Genomic DNA, 21,653 nt, shown 5'->3' with positions numbered 1-21,653 from the left:
TCTCAATAAAAATAGAGGATCGGAACTGCCAAAGACAGTTCCGTAACTCATAACTAAGCCTTGCGTTTAGCAACTAACATCCTTTCGACACTCATACTTCCCACTCCGATAATTACCAAACCCATTCCTGAAATTTGCTTTAAGCTCAAAGCCTCACCAATAATCAGAAAAGCCAGCAAAGCTGTTAATGCAGGTCCAGAAGTGCCGATAATGGAAGCCAGTGCAGCCCCGGCGGAACGAATAGCGAAGTTATTAAGTAAATAACTCAATAGGGTTAGTACCCCTAAAATCGCCCCACCGATGATAATGGGATTCCATAAATCGGGGTTAACTTCCAATCCGAGATTATCTGGTAAGAACATCAAACTTAAAGAACAAAAGACAAAAATGGAAGCAAAATTGACCAAACTAAATGGAATTGGGTGCAATTTTCCGGCAGCAATTTGGGTGAGTAGTACATAACCAGCAAAGGCAATTCCCGCCCCCAAGGCTGCTAAAACTCCAATTTCGGTATTACCTGCGGCTCCTCCAAAAAAGTTAGGTAGAGATAAAATACCACCAATTAAAATGGTGAACATTGCTCCTATTCTAATTAAAGTAGGCCGATCGCCAAAAAGTCCCCAGGAAGCCAAAACGGTGATAATCGGGTAGACAAAGAAGATGGTAATGGCAATCCCTGTGGGAATTTCACCGATCGCAATATAGATACAAACCTGAGACAAAAACAGGAAGAAACCGCTACCGATAACCGTTACAATAAGTTTAGAGTCTCCGGAGTTCAGAAATCTGCGAATATCAGTCCAAACCGCCGGATAGAGAAAAGTTGCCAAAAAGGGCATGAGTAGCATTACCACGACCATTCGCAGCAACAGAATCAGTAGAGAATTTCCCAAACCCGGAGTAATCACCCCATCGATCTCAAACAGCCCAAACATGACTTTGGGAGTATCAGGGGTTTTGAGAAGAATCCTCAAACAGACATTAAACAGCGACAGTACCAAGGCGGACATGAGCGCCAAAAACAAACCCACCTGCACACTAGAAGGGGGACTAGGAGTCTGAGGCGGTTTATGTGTAATCTCAAGTTCCCGCTTGTCACGGGAGCCTGGCGGTAAAACGCGGGGTGAATCTGGTGTTAAATCTTCGGTAGCATTCAACTGCTGTCGCAACCGATTTACGACGGTTTCTAGCAAGGTCTCAACCTGCTGTTCCAGGCTTTGCATATTGCTCAACCGCTGAGATAAATCGCTGTGATAGCTATTTAACTCCTGCTGTAGACCGTGAAAAGTCTGATTAAGACTGCCTTCTAAAACTGCTTCTAACTCCTGGGGAGCTAAATCAGCAGCCTCTGAACTCCCAGACAGCATAGGAGCAGTCTCCGCTGACAGCAAAGGTTGATCAGATTCAACCCGTATTTGATTAATACGCGCAATCAGTTCCCGTTGCAAATTATTAGCTAAAATTTGCGCCAGTTGCTTGAGCCACACCCGTTGTTTGGCTAGGTCCCGTTCGGATAAAGTTTCTGATTGTTGTGATTGCAACTGCTGATGTTTTCGCTGGAGGCTTTCAATATCAGCGATCAGACGATCTTTATCCTGCTGAAGTCGTAGGACATCCTGTGATAGCCGATCCCTAAAATTCCGGTGGAAAGCCTCCACCTCTTGAATGATTGTATTTAAGACCTCTTCTGGTGGTCTACTGTCATCATTACCGGAGGGTTTCGGTTGATAGTCTTGTTTCCCCATAGCGCGATTAACCTCTGAATCGATCTGAAGCATGAGAGCAAATCTGGCCCTATTATGTATGTTTTTCTCTTTACTCTGTTCTCAGGCTTACTGTCCACTCATTCATTAAAACAGGAAAGGCACAATCGTACACTTAACTTGACAAGAGGACAGACTATTAGGCACTGTTGGGCAGTTATTAGAGATAACGGGGCGCGATCGCCAATTTGGCATCTAACTAGGGTGCGTCAGGTTGAGGTCATTAACGGGAAACCCGAAACCATCAACTACTGACGCACGTTCCAACTAGCTTGGCATCATTAGATGAGGTCCAAGGTCAAGCATTATGGCTTAACGCCCAATCCTTAGCCCAATTTAGGGTTTGCTTTACGGTTTCCATACTATCTGCCTCGCAGTAAAGGCGCAAGACTGGTTCGGTACCACTAAAGCGGATTAGTAACCAACGATTATCGGCTAATCGGAACTTGTAACCATCTACAGTCAGACAATGGACTACTTTCACGCCAGCGATTTCTGTCAGAGGGTTATTCTCTAACTCAGTGACTAGCTTCTGACGCACATCCATACTAGCTAAGGGTAAATCAATGCGATCGTAAGCTGAACTGAAGTTGACCTGCTGCTGTAGACGGTGATAAGTTTGGCTCAGGTCTTCCCCTGACTCTACGACGGATTCTAGGACATAAAGGGCTGACAGGAGTGCATCCCGTTCGGGGATATGATTGCCATAACCAATGCCTCCGGACTCTTCACCGCCAATTAGTACGGCATTGGATAACATCCGATCAGCAATATATTTATAGCCAATGGGGGTTTCGTACAATGGCAGGTTAAACATTTCTACTATCCGAGGAATTAGGTCAGAACCACTCACGGTTTTGATTACTTCCCCAGTAAATCCCCGTCTGGTTGATAGGTGTTCTAGCAGAATCGGAATTAGAACCTGAGAACTGAGGAAATTTCCCTGGCCGTCTACTGCTGCAATGCGATCGCTATCTCCATCAAAAACTAGCCCGACTGTGACTCCATTAGCTTTGGGGGTATGGCTTTTAATCTGTCGGAACAGTTCAGACAAATAGCGGGGTAAAGGTTCCGGTGCGCCGCCGCCAAACAGCGGGTCGCGATCGCTATTAATTTCCTGTACACCATCGCCAATCAGTCGCCCCAGTCCTCCGGCTGCCGCACCGTGCATCACATCAGCAAACACGGTCAACTTTCCAGAAGCGATCGCCTCATGAATAGCAGCCATATTGACTTTGGATCTCAAAGTTTCACAATATCCCGGCCAAGGGTCGAAGGATTCCAAACTACCAGGAATCTCGGCATCTGGAAGAGGCTTATCTAAAAGGCTTTCAATCTTTTGGGTGACATCAGGATTCACTGAACCACCAAATCCGCCCTTCACCTTGAGTCCCAAATATTTACCGGGATTATGGCTGGCGGTAATCACGATCGCCCCTAAAGCCTGCTGTTGATAGGCTGCCAGACTAAAAGCGGGAGTTGGTGCATAGCTGCTGCTAAGTTTAACATCAAACCCCGCCTGTTGAATGGCTGCGGCCGCTGCCCCAGCAAACTCTTCCGCCAAAAAACGGCGATCGTAACCAACAATTATAGTTTTATTGCCGGTGTCGGGAAACGTTTGTTGTAGCACCATTGCGGCCAACGGAGCCACCAACCTAACTCGCTCAAAGGTGAAATCATCAGCAATTACGCCTCGCCAGCCATCAGTACCAAATTTAATGGGTTGAGTCATTGGGTTATCCTAGCTAGAAAGCTGCCAAACTATGCACCATCGGGGGTGATTCTATTAAGTGACGTACACCCGCCACCCATGCCAGACTATGGTGCGGGCTTCTCCCACGGCGTATTACCTCTGTTTAGCCGATTCGAGCCTCTTATAGTGAGGAATACGCCGAGCGGGGCGGGTTTATTAATATCCTGGTGAGGTCCGATAATTGACCGCGGAACCCGGAGGGCGGGTTTATTAATATCCTGGTGAGGTCCGAGAATTGACTGCGGAACCCGGAGGGCGGGTTTATTAATATCCTGGTGAGGTCCGAGAATTGACTGCGGAACCCGGAGGGCGGGTTTATTAATATCCTGGTGAGGTCCGAGAATTGACTGCGGAACCCGGAGGGCGGGTTTATTAATATCCTGGTGAGGTCCGATAATTGACCGCGGAACCCGGAGGGCGGGTTTATTAATATCCTGGTGAGGTCCGATAATTGACCGCGGAACCCGGAGGGCGGGTTTATTAATATCCTGGTGAGGTCCGATAATTGACCGCGGAACCCGGAGGGCGGGTTTATTAATATCCTGGTGAGGTCCGATAATTGACCGCGGAACCCGGAGGGCGGGTTTATTAATATCCTGGTGAGGTCCGAGAATTGACCGCGGAGGCGCGCCCCTACCATTATTGTTCTGGATTCGGGAGGTTTGTCTGTGAAAACCGCCCCCCATTCCCAGACAGACTCTGAGGGCGGGTTCCTTTCCTACGCGCGACTCTATTTCCACCCCCGTTACTCGTGAACCCTCCCCTACTTGAGGTCAGGCTGGGGTATTAAATCAGTTAAAAGGAAGGTTGGTGACGGATGAGATTCAAAAATTCTTCCCTGGTCTTCTGATCATCTTGGAAGACACCAATCATGGCACTGGTAACTGTCCAAGAACCTGGTTTCTGCACCCCTCTCATTGCCATACACATATGGCTTGCTTCCATCACCACCGCTACCCCTTGGGGTTCTAGGACGCTTTGGATAGCTTCGGCTACTTGTCGGGTCAGACGTTCCTGCACCTGAAGGCGACGGGAATACATCTCTACCACACGAGCCAGTTTGCTTAATCCAATTACCTTTTGGTTGGGAATATAAGCCACATGGGCTTTACCCATGAAGGGTAGCATATGATGTTCACACAAGCTAAAGAAATTAATATCCCTGACTAAAACCATCTCTTCATGTCCTTCGTCAAAGATGGCATCATTTACCAGTTCTTCCAGGGATTGACTGTAGCCGTTGGTCAGAAATCGCATGGCTTCAGCGACTCTTTTCGGGGTTTTTAGCAGTCCTTCCCTTTCTGGGTCTTCCCCTACCCCTAACAAAATTGTTTCTACAGCACCCATCATTTCTTCCTGAGTAACTTCCCTCCTGCCCAGGTTTTGAGGGCTGGCGTGCCAAGAAGAACTCCGATCCGGACGGGTGGCAATCCGACTCTGGTTATCTACATTTTTCATGCCATTTGGATTAGATGTATCGGCAGAATTAAAACTGTTTGACGATGCGATGGTCATAATAAATTGAAAACAATTCAGAACAAAGTGAAATGGTTAACAGATAACAGAATTACACATTTAGAACGTACCGATATTTGGCATTAAAATCAGTTCGTCAATGGTAGCTTCTGGCGGCAGTTGCACTGTGTGTACAACTGATTGGGCAACAGTTGACGGGCTTAACATCAAACTGCGATCGAAATCAGCGTCCACAGTCTCTGTATCCCATAAACCAGTATTTACGGACCCAGGACATAATGCCGTTACTCTGATTCCATAGGGGCGCTCTTCGATCGCTAGGGCTTTTGATAGCGCCATTAATCCGAATTTGCTCACACAATAAGCGCCCCAATTTGGGAAAACTTGCTTACCACCAATGGAAACAATATTGACTATGGTTCCCCCACCTTTTTCTCGCATTCCTGGTAATACGCCTTTAATACATTCAAAAACACTGGTCAAATTTAAATCTATAATCTTTTGCCAGTCTTCTAAGGGGGTATTCGCCAAGGATTCTGTATAGCCCATGCCTGCATTATTCACTAGAATATTGAAGGGGCCAAAGGCGGCGGAAATCGTGTCAATTTGCGCGTGAACTTGGTCGGTTTTCGATAAGTCTAAGGCGTAGGCTTTCGCTTCTACTCCCGCTTTTCTGGCCGACTCAGCTACCGCTTCCAATGCTTCTAGCGATCGACTCACTAACGCGACATGAATGCCAATATCTGCAAAGGCTAGGGCAATTTCCTTGCCCATGCCACTACTGGCCCCTGTGATTAGCGCTCGTCGTTCTGGGGGTGAACTCATTTACGGTTTGGATGAGGTTTGCTTGGTTTTAACTGATTTAACAACTGCTGCAATTGCTGATTGTGAGATAATTGTTAAAATTTGTTACTCAGACATTATATCTCTATCAATACAATCGCGCAAAATTTTGACCCAAAATACCTGAAATGCCTCCCTGACTTATGCCGGAACTATCTCCGAAAATACCCCGATCTGGCGGAATTTCTGATAGCGCATTTCTCGGCGCTGCTCTGGGGTTAAAGACATTAATTCACCCAAAGTCCTTACCAGACATTGCTTGAGCTTTTCAGCAGCCTTTAGGGGGTTGCTGTGCGCTCCCCCATCGGGTTCTGGTACAATCTGATCGATAATCCCTAATTCTTTGAGATCTGGGGCAGTAATTTTGAGAGCCTGAGCGGCTTGGGGCGCTTGGCCTGCATCTTTCCAAAGAATGGCAGCACAAGCCTCTGGGGTGGCTACTGTATACACAGAATGCTCGAGCATTAATAGCTGTTCCCCTACTCCTATACCTAAAGCTCCCCCTGACCCTCCTTCACCGATTACTGTGCAAATAATCGGAACATCTAGGCTAAACATTTCTCTTAAATTATAGGCGATCGCCTCCCCTTGACCTAATTTTTCCGCATCTACCCCAGCCCAGGCTCCGGGAGTATCGATAAAGGTTAAAATCGGCATACCAAAGCGGTTGGCGTGTTCCATTAGTCGCATCGCCTTCCGGTAACCTCCGGGGGCTGCCATGCCAAAATTACGAGCCACATTATCTTTAGTGTCCCTACCCTTTTGATGGCCTAGCATTACTACCGGTTGATTCGCTAAACGCCCTACTCCCCCCACTAACGCCGGATCATCATACCCTCGGCGATCGCCATGCACTTCCATCCACTCATCACTCATCGCTTGGATATAATCTAAGGTGCTGGGGCGACGTGGATGCCTCGCTAGTTGCAGACGCTGCGACGGTGACAGGCTACTAAATATTTCCTGTCTCAGTTGGGTCGCCCTGCTTTCTAACTGCCGAATTTTATCAGAAACATCAACCCCATTTTCCTCCGCCAGTTGGCGAATTTGATCAATACGAGCCTCCAGTTCGGCTAGGGGCTTTTCAAAATCTAGTAAAATTGGTTTGCGGTTGGGTGTGGCCACGCCTCAATTAACCTTTAGTAGCGAGTAATTACAATCTTTTGGTGACGTACCCGGTGCGCTAGGTGGGCGTGAGTTTCCCACTTCCCCCTACAGCCCAGGCTTCCTGTTTCAGCCGCCGTTGTCAACCTTGGAACAGCCAATTTTTGGTCAATCACAGCGTCTAGCTTTTCTACAAAAGTTCGCCCACCACGGCTACTATTTTGCTCCGGTTGCCCCTGATTATACCATCAATTGGTATCAGACCCCCCTCGATCATCTGTTTTGGGCGCTCTCGCCTCGGAATTGCTATTCTGCATCCGGTTTCTGGGCATTTTCTCCGGCGCAATTCTCACATAAACCATGCACTGTCACTTCGTAACTTTCCGCCACTAAACCTGACCCCAATTGGCTCAGATCTACTTGCGAGAGTTTTTCCCAAGCAATATCTGCGATCGCTTTACACTGGCGACACTGAAAATGGTGATGTGGCGCGACATTTCCATCATACCTGGCTACCCCCTGCTCCAGCAACACTTCCCGCACTAACCCCACTTCCTTTAGTAGCTGCACAGAAGTATAAACCGTCGCCTGAGAAGATACCGGAAAATCCTTATTTAAATCTGTCAGTAGTTGTTCCGCCGTGGGATGGTCAGCACGAGACAACAGATTAGCATAGATCGCAAAACGCTGAGGAGTTACCTTTAAACCTTTCCCCTTCAGCCGTTTGACAATTTCTGTTTGCTCTAGTCCACTCTCCATCTCAGATCGCTATTGGTCTCAGTTTTTTCTACTCATGCCCCATTATATCTGTTTCTAGTCCAGAGTCAACTTGAAATCAGACTCATTCTTAAAATAGTTATAAATACTCATTTACAAATAGACAAATCAGAATTATTCTGAATTAAGAACATTTTTAGTAAACTCCATCGACAAACTATGGTTATCGAAAAAGTACCCGACGTTGTATTCAAAACCCGCGTTCGTGACGAGTCCGTAGGTGGCCCTAACCCCTTCCGTTGGCAAGACAGAACCACCCAAGAAATTTTTGGCGGTAAGCGAGTTGTCGTCTTTTCCCTACCTGGTGCTTTTACCCCTACTTGTTCCTCCACACACCTACCCCGCTATGAGGAACTCTACGATGAAATCAAAGGTCAAGGAATTGATGAGATTGTCTGCGTTTCTGTTAATGACGCTTTTGTAATGTTCCAATGGGGTAAACAACAAGGCGCTGAAAAAGTCTTCTTACTCCCTGATGGTAATGGCGAATTTACCCGCAAAATGGGGATGTTGGTTGATAAGTCTAACCTCGGTTTTGGGATGCGTTCTTGGCGCTATTCTATGGTCGTTAACGATGGCAAAATTGAGAAAATCTTTGTGGAACCAGACTTCGGCGATAACTGCCCCACAGACCCCTTTGAAGTCTCTGATGCTGATACCATGTTGGCTTATCTGAAAGGTTAATCCCTCCAACGCCCCCCTCATTATCAGGGGGGTTTCTCGATATTTCCCCTTGACATTTTTGGGGATTTTAGCTAATATAGTAGCGTGGGAAAATGTGGGCGCATATATAACGTCTATATTAATCCCCCCCAGTCCTTGGCAGTCTGGGGAGAAAACTCCCGAAGTTTCTATCAGTCAGCACCCCCGGCTGAAGCACAGGGGCTTCGTGCCCCCCTTTCAGGTAGCTGACCAGCTATAGCCTTAACTGGCTACGTTCAGAGCAAGAGTTAAAGTTCCTACCCTGGAATGCGTGCTAGTTCCAGGCCCTAGAACCGAATCGTTAAACATCTCTAAGGGGTTAAGGACGTGCGATTTGGATAGTACCGACTCTGAACATTGGCGTTCGCGCAGCGTGCGCGTTAGCGCAAGCGCAAACATTACCCCGCAAGGGAGTCGGAGCCAACCATAGCTCCATGGAGGGGCAACCATACCCCTCCACCCCGCAAGGGGGTGCTGGCGGCGGTCAGCCGCTTGAGTCGGTTTTCCTCTCCGCGATAAATCACGGAGCTTCCAACCCTCCCAGGAGTTTTACGTGAATTATAGGCGCTGTTGCAATTGATTTTTCGATCGCACCGCCGGGGGGAAACCGGGTTGAATTTTCAGAGCTTCATCATAAGCATCGATCGCCTCGTTATATCGGCCCATTCTTTCCAAAACTAAACCCCTATTCACCAAAATCAAGGGATCTTGGGGTTGAATTTCCTGGGCTTTATCGAAGGCATTGAGCGACTCGTCATAGCGCCCTTGATGACTAAAAGCGATCGCCCTACCCACTAATGATTGATGGTCATTAGGATTAATATTCAAAGCCCGGTCGAAAGACTCCAGAGCCTCATTAATCTTGGCATTAGCCATTGACGTATTTCCTTCAGCCCTTAGCGCCTGACTCCACTGGCTGAGAGCAAACCCCCGATCTCGTAGAGCCGGGACAAAGGAAGGCCGCAACTCAATCGCTCGGTCATAGGCGGCGATCGCCCCTTCAAAATCTCCCCGACCACCAGCCAGGATAGAGCCTCGATTATGCCAAGCTAGATGAGACTCTGGCTGAACTTCAATAGCGCGATCTGATATCCTCACCGCCTCTTCAGTACGTCCGAGGGGAGAAAACAAGACATTGCCCTTTTGTAGTAGGGCTTGAAAGTGCTGTGGGTTAATTTCCAAAGCCTTCTGATAGGACTCTAAAGCCTGTTCATGGCGGCCCAACTTACTCAGTACAGAACCGCGTTCCACCCAAATTTCGGCTCGTCGAGGTTGTTCTCTCAAAATATCATCATAGGTAGCCAGTGCTTCGGAATACACCTGCGCCGCCTCAGCCATTTTCCCCTGATATTCGAGAGCGAGCGCCTTACTTTGCCAAACACTAGGAGCAGATGGTCTAATAGTCTTCGCCTGCTCAAAAGCCGACACCGCCTCATCGTATCGCTGCAAACCAATTAAAGCAATACCCTTACCATGCCAAGCCCTGGCATTATTAGGATCAATAGCGATCGCCTGTTCATGAGCATCTAAAGCCTTCTGGGGTTCTCCCATTTGGTAAAGTAATGTTCCCTTACTGGTCAGCACATCAGAGTTATCCGGGTCTAGTTCCAGAGCTTTTTGATAATCGACCAAAGCGCGATCGTGCCTTCCCAATTCCGCCAAAGCATCGGCTTGACCCGCCCAAGCAGCCGCATGATTAGGTTGAATTTCAGTAGCGCGAACAAACATATTGCGAGCATCTTCGGTGTTACCATCGTTTAACAGTTGATTACCCCGTCGCACATAGTAAGCAGGTCTAAAAGTCGGCACTACTAGCTCAAACAATCCCAAAAATACCAGCAACCCAGCCAAAGCCGCCCCGACATACAATCCTTTGACCGATGACCCTTTGGAAACCTTTGTCGGATTGGGGTTAACCAGAGTTGGCAACTGCGCCACACCCTGACCAGGTGAGGGTGCAATAGTTGGAGGTAAATTATTTGCCCCTCCAGTTCCCGTCACCGTTTGTTGTCTGGTTTCTTCCCCATAAATATTTCCCCCAGTAGCCGAGGGGCGCACTTGAGTCGCGGCGACTACTCCCCCTGCATTGGTGAGGATAGTTGGGTCATTTACCACCTGTTTAAGTCGTTTCACGTCAGCCAAAACCTCTGCGGCGGACTGATAGCGATCGACCAGATGAGATGCCACCATCCGGTCTAAAATAGCACACAGTCCGTCACTAACACAGGCTTTCGGCTTCCAGATTGATTCTCCCGCCTGATCTCGTTCTAATTGGTGAGGGTGAATACCTGTTAAAGCCCTAATTGCCGTCATTCCCACCGCATACAAATCACTGCTAAAATGGGGTTTCCCCTGAAGTTGCTCTGGTGGCGAATAGCCGTATGTACTAATAGCAACGGTCAAATTAGAATCACTACCCCCGGCTGCTTTCTGAATTTGTTTAACCGCCCCAAAGTCAATCAGCATCAACTTTTGATCGGCATGGCGTCGCATAATATTAGAGGGCTTAATATCCCGATGGATCACGTTTTGCTGATGGACATAATCCAAAATTGACAGAATATCCTCCAAAAAGTCAATTACCTGGGCTTCTGTCCAATGGCTGCCATGGGGTAGTTCTTCTGTTAGGGGTTCCCCCCTTACTAACTCCTGTACCAGATAGAATTCCTGGTCTTCTTCAAAGTAAGCATACAATGTCGGGATTTGAGGATGGCGAGAACCTAAGCTATGCAACACTTGAGCCTCGCTGTTGAATAGCCTTCTAGCTGTTTGTAGGGTTCCTGGATCAGTAATTTGAGGTTTGAGTTGCTTAACGATACATTCAGGGTTTCCAGGCAACTGACTATCCTCGGCCAGATAGGTCTGGCCAAATGATCCTCCTCCAATCCTTTGTAGTAATTTGTAGCGCCCACCAATAACTTTAGGAAGCATTCAGTTTAGCCTCAAGAAAATTTCAGATTTTGGCACATTTTAGGGGCAGGTCGGTACTTTGATCGCTATACTATGGGATTGGTAGCTATTATAGCAGGTTAAACTAGCCCTGAAAACCACCTGGGTTCCCTAAATTTATCCCCAAAACATTGTGATATGCTCAAAAAAGCGACTTTATTAGAAGCCATTGCCGGGAAAAATCGAGGTTTACTGGCTACAGAGAGCGACAAAACTGCTATTCTCTCTGCGATCGCTCAATTGGAAGATTATAATCCCACCCCTCGACCTGTAGAAGCACTTGAGTTATTAGATGGCAATTGGCGACTACTTTACACCAACAGCCAAGAACTCTTGGGGATTGACCGCTTTCCGTTTTATAATTTGGGGCAGATTTATCAATGTATTCGCGCCCGCAATGGCAAAATTTACAACATTGCTGAAATTGTCGGTATCCCCTATTTGGAAGGCATGGTTAGTGTGGCTGCCCGATTTGAAGCGGTTTCTCAAAAGCGAGTTCAGGTCAAATTCAACCGTTTTGTCATCGGCTTACAGCGCCTCATCTCCTATCAATACCCTAATCAGTTTATTGATGAAATTGAATCTGATAAAAAGTTCTTGGCTGTAGATTTTACCCTCCAAGAACAGCAACAACAAGGATGGTTAGATATTACTTATTTAGACGAAGATATGCGGATTGGCAGAGGCAATGTTGGCAGTGTGTTTGTCCTCACCAAAGTTAAATGATACCCATTGCCAGACTCTGGTATATATTATAATTGATGGTTGGGTGGTTATTTTATGAGAAATTAAATTTATTTATAGGAGGTTGTAATAATCAATTATTGAGATTATTTAATAGCTAGGGTTTCGCCCGTGGTGACAACTGCACCAGTGATAACTTTAGCAATGACTCCAGTTTGAGCGTGTCCGAATTTGGCGGAGAGTTGAGAGAGGAGAGAGATATCACGATCGCCTGTATCTGGGTTAACATCAATATTCAGACAGCGACCAATAGGCGCGGTGACTTCCACCAAAGCTGATCCCAATTTTAGGCGATTTCGTACCCAGTTAAATTCCGACCAAGCGGGAATATTATCAACTATAAAATTCGCTCTAAAACGGCGCGGATCAATGTAATTAACCCCGACTTTTTCAGCAATATCATCGAGGGTAGCCTGAGAAATAATAGAAATCTGTCCTTGGTGACGGTCTTGATAGCGAGTGTCCCCGGTAGTGGTTCCCACCAAACGCACAGGACTATATTGGGGATGTCTAGCAGAGGTACTAGGGGTGAGAGAGTGTAGATATTCACTGAAAAAAGCACTAATGCGATCGCGTCCGGTTTCAGTCCCTAAATTAGCCGCAGCCAACAATTCGCCATTTTTGGTAATTTCTAAGGTCTGACTGGTAGTATCATAAGCACAATTGAGACTAGCTAACTGTCCCCAATCATTTTGAACAGCAAAATGCTTTTTTGATAGCCAGGGAGTCAGGGGTTGCGGGTCTCCCATATCTGTAAACATCAAAGCAAATGCGCGATCGCCAAGAATGCCAAAGTTTTCCACCAATTGGACGCGATCGCATACTTGCGCGGTCAAACCCTTAACAGGATGTACAAATATTGTGTTAATCTTCATCGGCTACCTGACTCCATCAGACCATAATATATGAAACCATATCAGATACCCACCCCATGAAAACCTTAAATAAATCCCCCCATTGGCTAGTTATAGCGATCGTCTTTCTTGGTGTGGTAGCCATCTCTACGGGGTCAATTTTCGTGCGTTTAGCCATTGATGCAGCGGGGCTGCGGGGGGTAGGGTTTAGCTTGCTAATATCCGCCTCCAGGCTATCTATTGCGGCTTTATTGCTGACCCCTACCTGGGGGAGAGTTTCCTGGCGCACCTATAAACGAGAGGCGATATTCTACGCCATTGGCGCTGGAATATGTTTAGCCACCCATTTTTCTGTCTGGATAACTTCCCTATCTTATACATCGATTGCGGCATCAACTACTATTGTGACTACCAGTTCTATTTGGGTAGCGGTGTTATCTTGGCTATGGTGGCACGAAAGACCTGGGAAAGCGACCATATTAGGAATGACGATCGCTCTGAGTGGAGGTATGATCATCGGTTTAGCAGATACTAAATTATCCACAGTGGCTAGTAATCCGATCGCCGGGAATATTTTAGCCCTAATGGGTGCGATCACCGCCGCCCTTTATCTGATGTTAGGAAGAGAAGCACAACAGCGGGGACTATCCCTCAGTGCATATATAGCGATCGCCTATACTGTAGGAGCGATGATTTTGCTACCCCTACCCCTACTATGGGGAGTTAACTATACTGGTCATTCTGCCACAGTCTATTTTTATCTAATCCTGATGGGATTAGTCCCCCAACTAATTGGCCACACCAGCTTTAATTGGGCGGTTAACCGTACTTCCCCCACCTTAGTCACACTGGCGATTTTACTAGAACCTGTGGCGGCGAGTTTTTTGGGCTATCTGCTATTTGCAGAAGTTCCCTCAAGGCGATTAATATTAGGAGCCATAGTCATTCTAACGGGGGTGGCGATCGCTACGCGCGGCAACAATGCCTCTAAAACTGAATCTAACCCACAGGAAACGGCAACCCCCTAACACCTTGTCAGAAGGGACTGGCTGCAATTATGGCTAAATCAAGGTTAAGGAACACACTACTATCGCGAAAAGGGATTAGACTATCCTAGGACTGGTATAACTATGGTGATTGGCGATCGCATAATAGCCGGAACCAGATCAACGATTAGGGCTAAAATTGGAAGGTCGGGAAATGAACTTAACCACTGTTGGGAATGGAAAATATCGAATTGATAGGATTTTAGGTCAGGGAGATTTCTGTATTACCTACAGGGGGACTAATCAGGTAACAGGTCAAATGGTGGCCATTAAAACCCTTGACCCCAACCTGGACGATGATCAAAATATCCCACAACTGCGACATCAATTGATAGCGATCGCTAAACGTTGGAGTCGCTGTCAGCATCCTAATTTAGTCGGGGTTATAGACTTATTTGATGAACAGGGCTTTCCATTTTTAGTGATGACCTACACTCCCGGTCAATCTCTACAAGACTACCTAAAAACTCAGCCCCCCCTACCCGTCCCACAGGCTATTCACTACATTCGCCAAATCGCATTAGCCCTACAAGCAATTCATCAACAAGGACTCATTCACTGTAACCTGCAACCTGCTTACATTATTAAGCCGACGGGGGCTAATTCCGTGATACTTAGTGGTTTGGGAGTCGGTAATCATCTCAAACCTGATCAACTCAACCGTTATATTTATAACCGTCGTCTCTCCGGTGGATATGCAGCCCTTGAACAATATCTTCCCAATGAACAACCTAGCCAAGCCACAGACATCTATGCACTCTCTGCCCTACTGTACTATCTGTTAACTGGGGAAACACCCCTAGAAGCGCCCCTATGTGCGAACCAACTCACAGGACAATTAATCGGAGTTGAAAAACCATCGGTGGGGAAATTGCACCCAGACTTAAACCCAGAAGTAGAAGAAGCTGTGCGCTGGGGATTAGAGATAGAAGCCTCAAATCGTCCCTCTAATATCTCGGAATGGTTGAATATCCTCCCTACCCCGGAAAAAGCCCTAATTATCAGGGAAACTGTGATCAAAATCCCCTACCACAACCATAATCGAGAAACAGAAACCGACACCCCTAATGATAATTCTGCCACCCCAGCAGAGTATGAGCGGCAACAATCTACTACCAAACAGATTAGGCGATCGCCTGTTCCCCAATGGGGGCTGTTGCTAGTATTTTTCCTCACCTCTATGATATCCGGTTGGTTAGGGTTTGCCATTACCCGCAGCTATAGTCAAAAATTAGCTACCCCACCCAGCAACGGCGATTTGAAATCTGAAAAAGAGCTAGGCTTGGTCATAGATCCCAATTCCCCTATCTTTGAAACACCCGCCCTAGTGGGAGAAAATCAGGGCCTGCCTGGTCCTGCTAATGACCTGGAAATATTAGGCGATGGTAGTACCAATCTGGCAGAATTGCTCAAAGATGTGGCTTTTTCAGAAACTCAGGATAATCACCAAGACCTCTATAATAGTTCTGGAGCCATTACCAGTACGGATGATTATGCTGATCAAGCCTTTCCTGAGTCCCCGACTTCATCCTATTGGCAGAATTACCCAGCCCTGGAACCTTCACCAACTCAAAACTCTCGCGATGATCATACCCACAACGAGCCGACAGAACATTATGGCGATCGCATACCTGCTAGAGGTTCCCACGAGACGACTATTGAGGACTTTCGACCCTCTTATCCCCTAGAGTTACCAGAGTTAGCACCAGTTAACCCTAACATTCTCAACAACTCACCTCTCGATCAGGATTTACCTACCACGTTACCTCAACGGGAGATTGAGGATGATTATGATCAGTGGTTAAATAATCAACGGCGATCGAGCGATCGTATACTTGAGGACGAGAACCCAAAACGTTGGGATGAGTTTTTACCCCCAAGAACAAGCCAACCCGATTGGGAATTATCCCAGTTTTTCACTTCCAGACCCCAGGGATAAAAATTTGGTGTCTCCATCCAACTCTTGATTTGACCCTAATCTAATTATATTGGTTTCCCAAATATTAGATTTTATAGGAGACAACTTATTAACAGACAACAGACAACAACAAGAACCACAAAAATGCCCCGTTATTCTGCATTTACTAAAGGCTTCCTTTCCTCAATATCCTCGCCTTTGCTCTACTATTCCCTCAAACCTGAGTATTTGTGGTAACTTAGCTAACTGATAAATACTATCATCCGCCAACCATGAACCAGTCCAAGCGTTTTTTAGAACTTGATGGAATTAGAGGTTTAGCCGCCTTAGCTATTGTTCTGTTTCACTATGCTGGTTCCTATCAATGGTCTCCCCATAACTTATATTATTATTTTTCCTATCTTGAAGAATTCGTACAGTTGTTTTTTATAATTAGTGGTTTTGTAATTTTAATAAGTTTTCAAAGAATCAACAATAGTATAGATTTTATCATGGGTCGTGTGTTTAGACTCTATCCCGCCTATTGGTTTTCTGTAATTACTACCATAGTTATTGCCTATATTAGTCAAAGGCCATTAAGAAGTGATAATCTCTATGATATATTAATAAATTTTTCCATGTTTCAAGAAATGGTCGGTTCACGAAATATTAATATTGTCTACTGGACTATGACCCTAGAATTAGCATTCTATACTATTATCCTTATTCTCTACCAATCTCGACTTTTGAAATATATTGATATCATCTGTGGGATTTGGCTAATATTAATTGTTTTTGATATCTTCAGAGCCTACCAATCTCCTGAATTATCATTAACCATTATCGGAAATTTGCCCAGCAATCAAGCATTAGTATATCCTGATATTGTCGGTTTATTTAAATGGGATAATTTATCTGAATTTATATCCTTTATTAGGAATTATATCAAATTTAATTTCATTCTTTTAAGAGGCAGAGCCCCCTTATTTATTGCTGGCTTAATTCTGTATCAATGTCAAGTCAATAGTGTAACTATCTATCGTGTGTTCTTAATTGTCGCCTGTGTGTTAGCCAGAGCCTTAGATTATTCTCCCGGTACTCCTAAGTATGCTTTTATATTTTTTGCTATATTTGTAGTGATTTTATATCTGGCTCATCGAGAAAAATTGAGATTTGTGTCTACTAGAATTTTAGTGTTTTTAGGAGGCATTTCTTACTCATTATATTTAACCCATATACAGAGTAGTTGGTTATTTAACTGGAGTTTACAATCCCTGGATATACCACCAGAGTTGTCAGTAATTGTCAGAACTATATTTGCTATATTGGTGGCTTATATTGTGACGATCGCCATAGAAAAACCCGCTCTTAGGTTTTTCCGAAATCAGTTCAAACGTAATAAATCTACCAGTTGAATCTGATTTATTGACAGCGATCGCACCCACTTACCATCAATGATGTGGGGGGACTTAGACCGGACTTAGACGAAAGCCTGCTTCCTGACCACTGATTGTTAAGATTTATGTGGTAACTCGTCAATCTTCCTAGTGATTAAGTTATGTTATCATCGGTCAAATATTGAATTCCTGTCCAAATATTCCTCGTTAAAGAGACCAAATCAATATATCGTAACTATACACATGAACAAACCCACAAGATTGACTGGTGTTGATTTGTTTCGGGGTCTAGCAGCCTTTGGTGTCACAGTTTTGCACTCCCGTGGTGGTACCACTGGGGCTCCGGATCTGGTTTCTAGCTGGTTAATTATCTCAGCCAGTTTTGCTGTACCCTTTTTTTTAGCGACTTCATTTTATTTGAGTTTCAATCGTTTTTATAGTCGAGGAAAATTACTGAATCTTGGCGATCGCTTCCAGCGTTTAATTATTCCTTATGGCTTCTGGAGTTTAATTTATGTGCTCAGTAGAATTGTCAAAAGTTTAGTTTTAGGTAATCCCCAGGAAGCGATCGGGGTAATTGCCGACCCGATCGCCATTATTTTTATGGGAGCATCCGCAGTGCATCTTTACTTTGTCCCCTTACTATTTTTTGGTAGTTTATCAATCAAATTGATCGAATTTTTAGAAAATCAGAAAAATCAGCCTTCCCAGAAAAATAGGTTTTTAGTGTTGGGAGTCATCATCTCCCTAATACTTGACATGACCTTGAGATTTACCAACAATAGTTTTAGGCTCGGTGCTAATGTTGCGTTTTCCGGCTTAACCGAACAGATATCATGGCTGTCAAATGACCAAGTAATTTTGCGAATATTTTTCGTAATAATAGCTTGGATTATTCGCTGTTTACCCTACGTTTTTATAGCGGCAATAGTGGCTAAATATGACTATTATCAAAACATAATTTCCCGAAAAATTCCCCTAATTGCTGGCTGTAGTTTCCTCATATTTTGCGTGAGTACATTTGGATTTTTACCCATTAACTCCATGATACCGGGAGGTACAAGCATCACCGAAATTCTGCAAGGTTACAGTTCCCTAATCTTAGCGATCGCCCTATCATATTTAATGAAAGACAACCCCATAATTCAGAACCTAGGCGCTTGTTCATTTGGCATTTATTTAGCCCACCACTTATCAATAGAAATTTTTGAATTTATCGTGAAAAAAATATCTCCCGGCCTCCTGGAACCCATTTCAGCCACTACCATTCTCATAACCGCCATATTTGGATTTGTCACCAGTTGGGCGATCGTCAATTTATGCAGTCGTAATCAGATCACTTCTCGATTAGTTCTTTGAAACTTTTGCGCTCCTATAAACAGTGGCAGCCACCATAGTCCTGAAACTGCCCGCAGATACCGACCCCCAGAAAAATTGACCGGATTGAACTAATCTATTAGCTGACAAATGGCTATATGAGTTCAATTAACAACCATGGCTGCCACTGTGCTACATTTAACTTGTTCAAACCTTTACAAAACTTATGAAAGCTTTACGCAGATTGAAAAAGTATCGCATTATCTGGGAAGACAACTCTTGAAAGACAACGGCAGTAGCCCGCAAAGCACGAAGCATAATGTTTCGTGCGCCTACCCAATCACGGGGTAAAGATATAACTTTCGTTACAGCCGCTAAAACACCTTTCTTTCTAAGGTGGCAGCACTGACGGAGAATATTTCTCCCGGCTTCTTTGGGTGTAACATAATTTGGGCACTTTAACTCCTGTTATTGTGCTTGTTGCTATTATACAGGTTTTTGGTTTTTGTGTAAGTTTGAGTAAATTTTTTATTACTAGGAAGCACCTCACAATTAAATCATGGTTAGGGAAATCTCCTCAGCCCGGCCCGCAAAGCCAACCCACAGGTTGACGGGAAGACCAGCCAGACCCTCTTAGTTCCCAGAACTATGGTAGATATACATCCCATCCTTTGCTAGATTCATATACCGCGCTATAATTTGTTACGGAACTTAGCAAAACTTTTATATGAGTAAGCCATCTGTTCATTCTTTCTTTGTGGGCCGGGCCTTAGCAGAAGGACTCTATGAACAAATTGAAAACATCTTGTCCAATGGCCTGAGTGAATTAGGCAAATTTGATGCCGAACAACGGGAGAAACTCCGTGATTTTACCAATCAGGTCATCCAGAAGGCTGATTCTGAGGCGGAAAAACAGGGTATCAATCAAATGGCAGACAATAGTGGCTTTGGTTCCGAATCAGTTGATTTACAGGAAACTATCGACGACCTCCGGGCGGAAATTGCCCAAATGCGATCGGAACTACAGCGTTACCGTAACCAAGCCTAAGTGCAGACCACTGCCATACATCCTGTCATACATCCTTAATTAAACCCATTGATTAGCTGGAAACGCAATTTTGGAAACGCGAGTGTCTGTTCCCCTTGATGAGTCAAATCATCCCTACCGGAACCATGAAAATATCCCACCTAACCCAGTGGCTTCAGCCACTCCCAAACCCTATGGTCAAAAATCCTACCGTTGGAACCGTAAACATTATTCCCGTCAACGGCGATTTATTGACATTTGGACCTTTGTTCTCCTATGGCTAGGGTGGCTGTGGAGAGATGGTAAACAATGGAGTTACATAGGTGGTTACACCGAAGAAAAAAAACTGGTCAGAAAGAGACAGCAGGCTATCTGGGTCAGGGAAAGCCTCCTAGACCTAGGACCAACCTTTATCAAATTAGGTCAACTGTTCTCCACCCGTGCTGACCTATTCCCCGGTGAATATGTCGAGGAACTTTCTAAACTACAGGATCGCGTCCCCGCTTTTCCCTATGAACAATGTCGGGAAATCATCGACCAAGATTTTGGTAAATCCGTTGAGCAACTATTTCGCAACTTTGACCCGGTTCCCCTAGCCGCCGCTAGTTTAGGCCAAGTCCACAAGGCTCAACTCTACTCCGGTGCTGATGTGGTGGTCAAAGTCCAACGACCTGGACTTAAACAGCTATTTGAGGTCGATCTAGCTATTCTTAAAGGTATTGCTCGCTATTTCCAAAATCATCCTAAATGGGGTCGAGGTCGCGACTGGCTGGGAATTTATGACGAATGTTGCCGAATTCTCTGGGAGGAAATAGACTATCTTAATGAGGGCCGCAATGCGGATACCTTCCGGCGTAATTTCCGCCATTGTGATTGGGTTCAGGTTCCCCGGGTTTGCTGGCAATTTTCATCCCCACGGGTCTTGACTTTGGAGTATCTTCCGGGAATTAAAATTAGTAACTATGAAGCCTTGGAAGCATCGGGTTTGGACCGGAAACAACTGGCTCAAATGGGGGCTAAAGCCTATTTACAACAACTCCTTAATGATGGCTTTTTCCATGCTGACCCTCATCCGGGTAATATTGCCGTTAGTCCCCAGGGACAGCTAATCTTTTATGATTTCGGTATGATGGGGCGGATTACTTCTAATCTGCGGGAAAAGCTGATGGAAACACTATTTGGCATTGCTAATAAGGATGCCGATCGCGTCGTGAAATCCCTCATTGAAGTGGGCGCTTTGGCTCCTACCGGAGATATGAGCCCCGTGCGACGCTCCATCCAGTATATGCTAGATAATTTCATGGATCAACCCTTTGAGGAGCAATCCATTGCAGCTATTAGTGATGATCTCTATGAGATCGCCTATGACCAACCCTTCCGCTTCCCGGCTACATTTACTTTTGTGATGCGTGCCTTTTCTACCCTCGAAGGGGTCGGTAAAGGCTTAGACCCGGAATTTAATTTTATGGAGGTGGCACAACCTTTTGCCATACAGCTTATGTCTAATGGAAACGGCTCCCAAACTACCAATAGTATCATAAATGAAATCAGTCGTCAAGCGGTTCAGGTGAGTTCCACGGCTTTGGGTTTACCCAGTCGCATTGAACAAACCCTTGATAAATTGGAACAAGGAGATTTGCGAATGCGGGTGCGGGCGACGGAAACCGATCGCCTCCTGCGCCGGGTCAGTAACGTGCAAATGGGGACTAACTACGCTTTGTTGGTGGGGGCATTTACTTTATCGGCAACACTACTGTTTATTAGTGATAAAGTGTGGTTAGCTCTTGTGATTGCCTTTTTGGCTTTGCTCATGGCAGTTGTTTTGATACGGCTGATCAGACAAATCAATCGCTTTGATAGAATGCTGTAGGTATCAGATATCAGGGGTGGTGGAATGGGCGATGTGGCTTCCTGGGGATGACACCCAAGCCCCACCTCACCCATGGTATCCTGTCATCCGCAAATCGGCCATCACTTAAACAATGCGATCGCTGTGTCATAAGC

General features: G+C 45.5%; 18 protein-coding genes. 8 read left to right on the top strand and 10 right to left on the bottom strand.

Features of this window, described 5'->3' with window-relative positions; translation table 11 throughout:
- Window positions 1-53 precede the first annotated feature (53 nt).
- From XZ46_RS11915 to XZ46_RS11885, 7 genes are all read right to left on the bottom strand, one after another.
- Entirely contained in the window at window positions 54-1,778 is a 1,725-nt protein-coding gene (locus tag XZ46_RS11915) for a DMT family transporter (RefSeq protein ID WP_006625748.1), read from the bottom strand.
- A gap of 283 nt (window positions 1,779-2,061) precedes the next feature.
- Window positions 2,062-3,495: a phosphoglucomutase/phosphomannomutase family protein gene (locus XZ46_RS11910; protein WP_006625750.1), complete on the bottom strand. Its 1,434-nt coding sequence runs from the start codon at window positions 3,493-3,495 to the stop codon at window positions 2,062-2,064.
- A gap of 142 nt (window positions 3,496-3,637) precedes the next feature.
- On the bottom strand, window positions 3,638-4,156 hold the full coding sequence (locus XZ46_RS11905; protein WP_157234391.1) for a hypothetical protein: 519 nt from the start codon (window positions 4,154-4,156) through the stop codon (window positions 3,638-3,640).
- Window positions 4,157-4,311: 155 nt separating this feature from the next.
- The gene (gene folE / locus XZ46_RS11900; RefSeq protein ID WP_006625752.1) at window positions 4,312-5,031 is read right to left on the bottom strand and encodes a GTP cyclohydrolase I FolE; all 720 of its coding nucleotides are present in this window, start codon (window positions 5,029-5,031) and stop codon (window positions 4,312-4,314) included.
- A 60-nt stretch (window positions 5,032-5,091) separates the two neighbouring features.
- Window positions 5,092-5,817 (bottom strand): SDR family oxidoreductase, encoded by a 726-nt coding sequence (locus tag XZ46_RS11895; protein ID WP_006669154.1) that lies wholly within the window; start codon window positions 5,815-5,817, stop codon window positions 5,092-5,094.
- Between the two features lie 159 nt (window positions 5,818-5,976).
- A complete protein-coding gene (accA, locus tag XZ46_RS11890) occupies window positions 5,977-6,960 on the bottom strand; it encodes an acetyl-CoA carboxylase carboxyl transferase subunit alpha (protein WP_006625755.1) in 984 nt (327 codons plus the stop codon).
- 285 nt (window positions 6,961-7,245) lie between these two features.
- Window positions 7,246-7,698: a Fur family transcriptional regulator gene (locus XZ46_RS11885; protein ID WP_006625756.1), complete on the bottom strand. Its 453-nt coding sequence runs from the start codon at window positions 7,696-7,698 to the stop codon at window positions 7,246-7,248.
- A 177-nt stretch (window positions 7,699-7,875) separates the two neighbouring features.
- Between XZ46_RS11885 and XZ46_RS11880 the strand changes: the two genes are divergently transcribed.
- Window positions 7,876-8,400 (top strand): peroxiredoxin, encoded by a 525-nt coding sequence (locus tag XZ46_RS11880; protein ID WP_006625757.1) that lies wholly within the window; start codon window positions 7,876-7,878, stop codon window positions 8,398-8,400.
- Window positions 8,401-8,816: 416 nt separating this feature from the next.
- Here XZ46_RS11880 and XZ46_RS36625 read toward each other — a convergent pair whose 3' ends face one another.
- A complete protein-coding gene (locus XZ46_RS36625; RefSeq protein WP_071533606.1) occupies window positions 8,817-8,999 on the bottom strand; it encodes a hypothetical protein in 183 nt (60 codons plus the stop codon).
- Window positions 8,977-11,349, bottom strand: coding sequence for a serine/threonine-protein kinase (locus tag XZ46_RS11875; RefSeq protein WP_008050693.1), 2,373 nt, complete (start codon window positions 11,347-11,349; stop codon window positions 8,977-8,979). The genes XZ46_RS36625 and XZ46_RS11875 overlap by 23 nt, the downstream gene beginning before the upstream one ends.
- 156 nt (window positions 11,350-11,505) lie before the next feature.
- On the opposite strand from XZ46_RS11875, the gene XZ46_RS11870 reads away from it, so the two are divergent.
- The gene (locus XZ46_RS11870; RefSeq protein WP_008050691.1) at window positions 11,506-12,093 is read left to right on the top strand and encodes a PAP/fibrillin family protein; all 588 of its coding nucleotides are present in this window, start codon (window positions 11,506-11,508) and stop codon (window positions 12,091-12,093) included.
- Between the two features lie 104 nt (window positions 12,094-12,197).
- On the opposite strand, the gene XZ46_RS11865 is transcribed toward XZ46_RS11870, so the two are convergent.
- Entirely contained in the window at window positions 12,198-12,986 is a 789-nt protein-coding gene (locus XZ46_RS11865; protein WP_008050689.1) for an MOSC domain-containing protein, read from the bottom strand.
- Between the two features lie 56 nt (window positions 12,987-13,042).
- Here XZ46_RS11865 and XZ46_RS11860 point away from each other — a divergent pair, with 56 nt between their 5' ends.
- The 6 genes from XZ46_RS11860 to XZ46_RS11835 all read left to right on the top strand — a co-directional run bounded on the left by XZ46_RS11860 (window position 13,043) and on the right by XZ46_RS11835 (window position 21,519).
- On the top strand, window positions 13,043-13,993 hold the full coding sequence (locus tag XZ46_RS11860; RefSeq protein ID WP_008050687.1) for a DMT family transporter: 951 nt from the start codon (window positions 13,043-13,045) through the stop codon (window positions 13,991-13,993).
- A gap of 172 nt (window positions 13,994-14,165) precedes the next feature.
- On the top strand, window positions 14,166-15,950 hold the full coding sequence (locus XZ46_RS11855; RefSeq protein ID WP_008050686.1) for a serine/threonine protein kinase: 1,785 nt from the start codon (window positions 14,166-14,168) through the stop codon (window positions 15,948-15,950).
- 251 nt (window positions 15,951-16,201) lie between these two features.
- Window positions 16,202-17,323 (top strand): acyltransferase family protein, encoded by a 1,122-nt coding sequence (locus tag XZ46_RS11850; RefSeq protein WP_006669147.1) that lies wholly within the window; start codon window positions 16,202-16,204, stop codon window positions 17,321-17,323.
- A gap of 225 nt (window positions 17,324-17,548) precedes the next feature.
- Window positions 17,549-18,664, top strand: coding sequence for an acyltransferase family protein (locus XZ46_RS11845; protein WP_006625765.1), 1,116 nt, complete (start codon window positions 17,549-17,551; stop codon window positions 18,662-18,664).
- A gap of 685 nt (window positions 18,665-19,349) precedes the next feature.
- Window positions 19,350-19,670, top strand: a complete 321-nt coding sequence (locus XZ46_RS11840) for a DUF6825 family protein (RefSeq protein WP_006617515.1) — start codon at window positions 19,350-19,352, stop codon at window positions 19,668-19,670.
- Window positions 19,671-19,752: 82 nt separating this feature from the next.
- Window positions 19,753-21,519: an ABC1 kinase family protein gene (locus tag XZ46_RS11835; protein ID WP_006625767.1), complete on the top strand. Its 1,767-nt coding sequence runs from the start codon at window positions 19,753-19,755 to the stop codon at window positions 21,517-21,519.
- Window positions 21,520-21,653 lie beyond the last annotated feature (134 nt).

Origin of the sequence: Limnospira indica PCC 8005, assembly GCF_000973065.1 — a bacterium.
Lineage (GTDB): Bacteria > Cyanobacteriota > Cyanobacteriia > Cyanobacteriales > Microcoleaceae > Limnospira > Limnospira fusiformis.
This window is presented reverse-complemented; position numbering and strand designations above follow the sequence as displayed.

Excerpts from the sequence above, each read along its gene's own strand:
- XZ46_RS11855 (WP_008050686.1), top strand. The coding sequence starts at position 14,166 with ATGAACTTAACCACTGTTGGGAATGGAAAATATCGAATTGATAGGATT.
- XZ46_RS11845 (WP_006625765.1), top strand. The coding sequence starts at position 17,549 with ATGAACAAACCCACAAGATTGACTGGTGTTGATTTGTTTCGGGGTCTA.
- folE (WP_006625752.1), bottom strand. The coding sequence starts at position 5,031 with ATGACCATCGCATCGTCAAACAGTTTTAATTCTGCCGATACATCTAAT.
- XZ46_RS11860 (WP_008050687.1), top strand. The coding sequence starts at position 13,043 with ATGAAAACCTTAAATAAATCCCCCCATTGGCTAGTTATAGCGATCGTC.
- XZ46_RS11875 (WP_008050693.1), bottom strand. The coding sequence starts at position 11,349 with ATGCTTCCTAAAGTTATTGGTGGGCGCTACAAATTACTACAAAGGATT.
- XZ46_RS11840 (WP_006617515.1), top strand. The coding sequence starts at position 19,350 with ATGAGTAAGCCATCTGTTCATTCTTTCTTTGTGGGCCGGGCCTTAGCA.
- XZ46_RS11850 (WP_006669147.1), top strand. The coding sequence starts at position 16,202 with ATGAACCAGTCCAAGCGTTTTTTAGAACTTGATGGAATTAGAGGTTTA.
- XZ46_RS11910 (WP_006625750.1), bottom strand. The coding sequence starts at position 3,495 with ATGACTCAACCCATTAAATTTGGTACTGATGGCTGGCGAGGCGTAATT.
- XZ46_RS11885 (WP_006625756.1), bottom strand. The coding sequence starts at position 7,698 with ATGGAGAGTGGACTAGAGCAAACAGAAATTGTCAAACGGCTGAAGGGG.
- XZ46_RS11870 (WP_008050691.1), top strand. The coding sequence starts at position 11,506 with ATGCTCAAAAAAGCGACTTTATTAGAAGCCATTGCCGGGAAAAATCGA.
- XZ46_RS11880 (WP_006625757.1), top strand. The coding sequence starts at position 7,876 with ATGGTTATCGAAAAAGTACCCGACGTTGTATTCAAAACCCGCGTTCGT.
- XZ46_RS11915 (WP_006625748.1), bottom strand. The coding sequence starts at position 1,778 with ATGCTTCAGATCGATTCAGAGGTTAATCGCGCTATGGGGAAACAAGAC.
- XZ46_RS11865 (WP_008050689.1), bottom strand. The coding sequence starts at position 12,986 with ATGAAGATTAACACAATATTTGTACATCCTGTTAAGGGTTTGACCGCG.
- XZ46_RS11905 (WP_157234391.1), bottom strand. The coding sequence starts at position 4,156 with ATGGTAGGGGCGCGCCTCCGCGGTCAATTCTCGGACCTCACCAGGATA.
- XZ46_RS11895 (WP_006669154.1), bottom strand. The coding sequence starts at position 5,817 with ATGAGTTCACCCCCAGAACGACGAGCGCTAATCACAGGGGCCAGTAGT.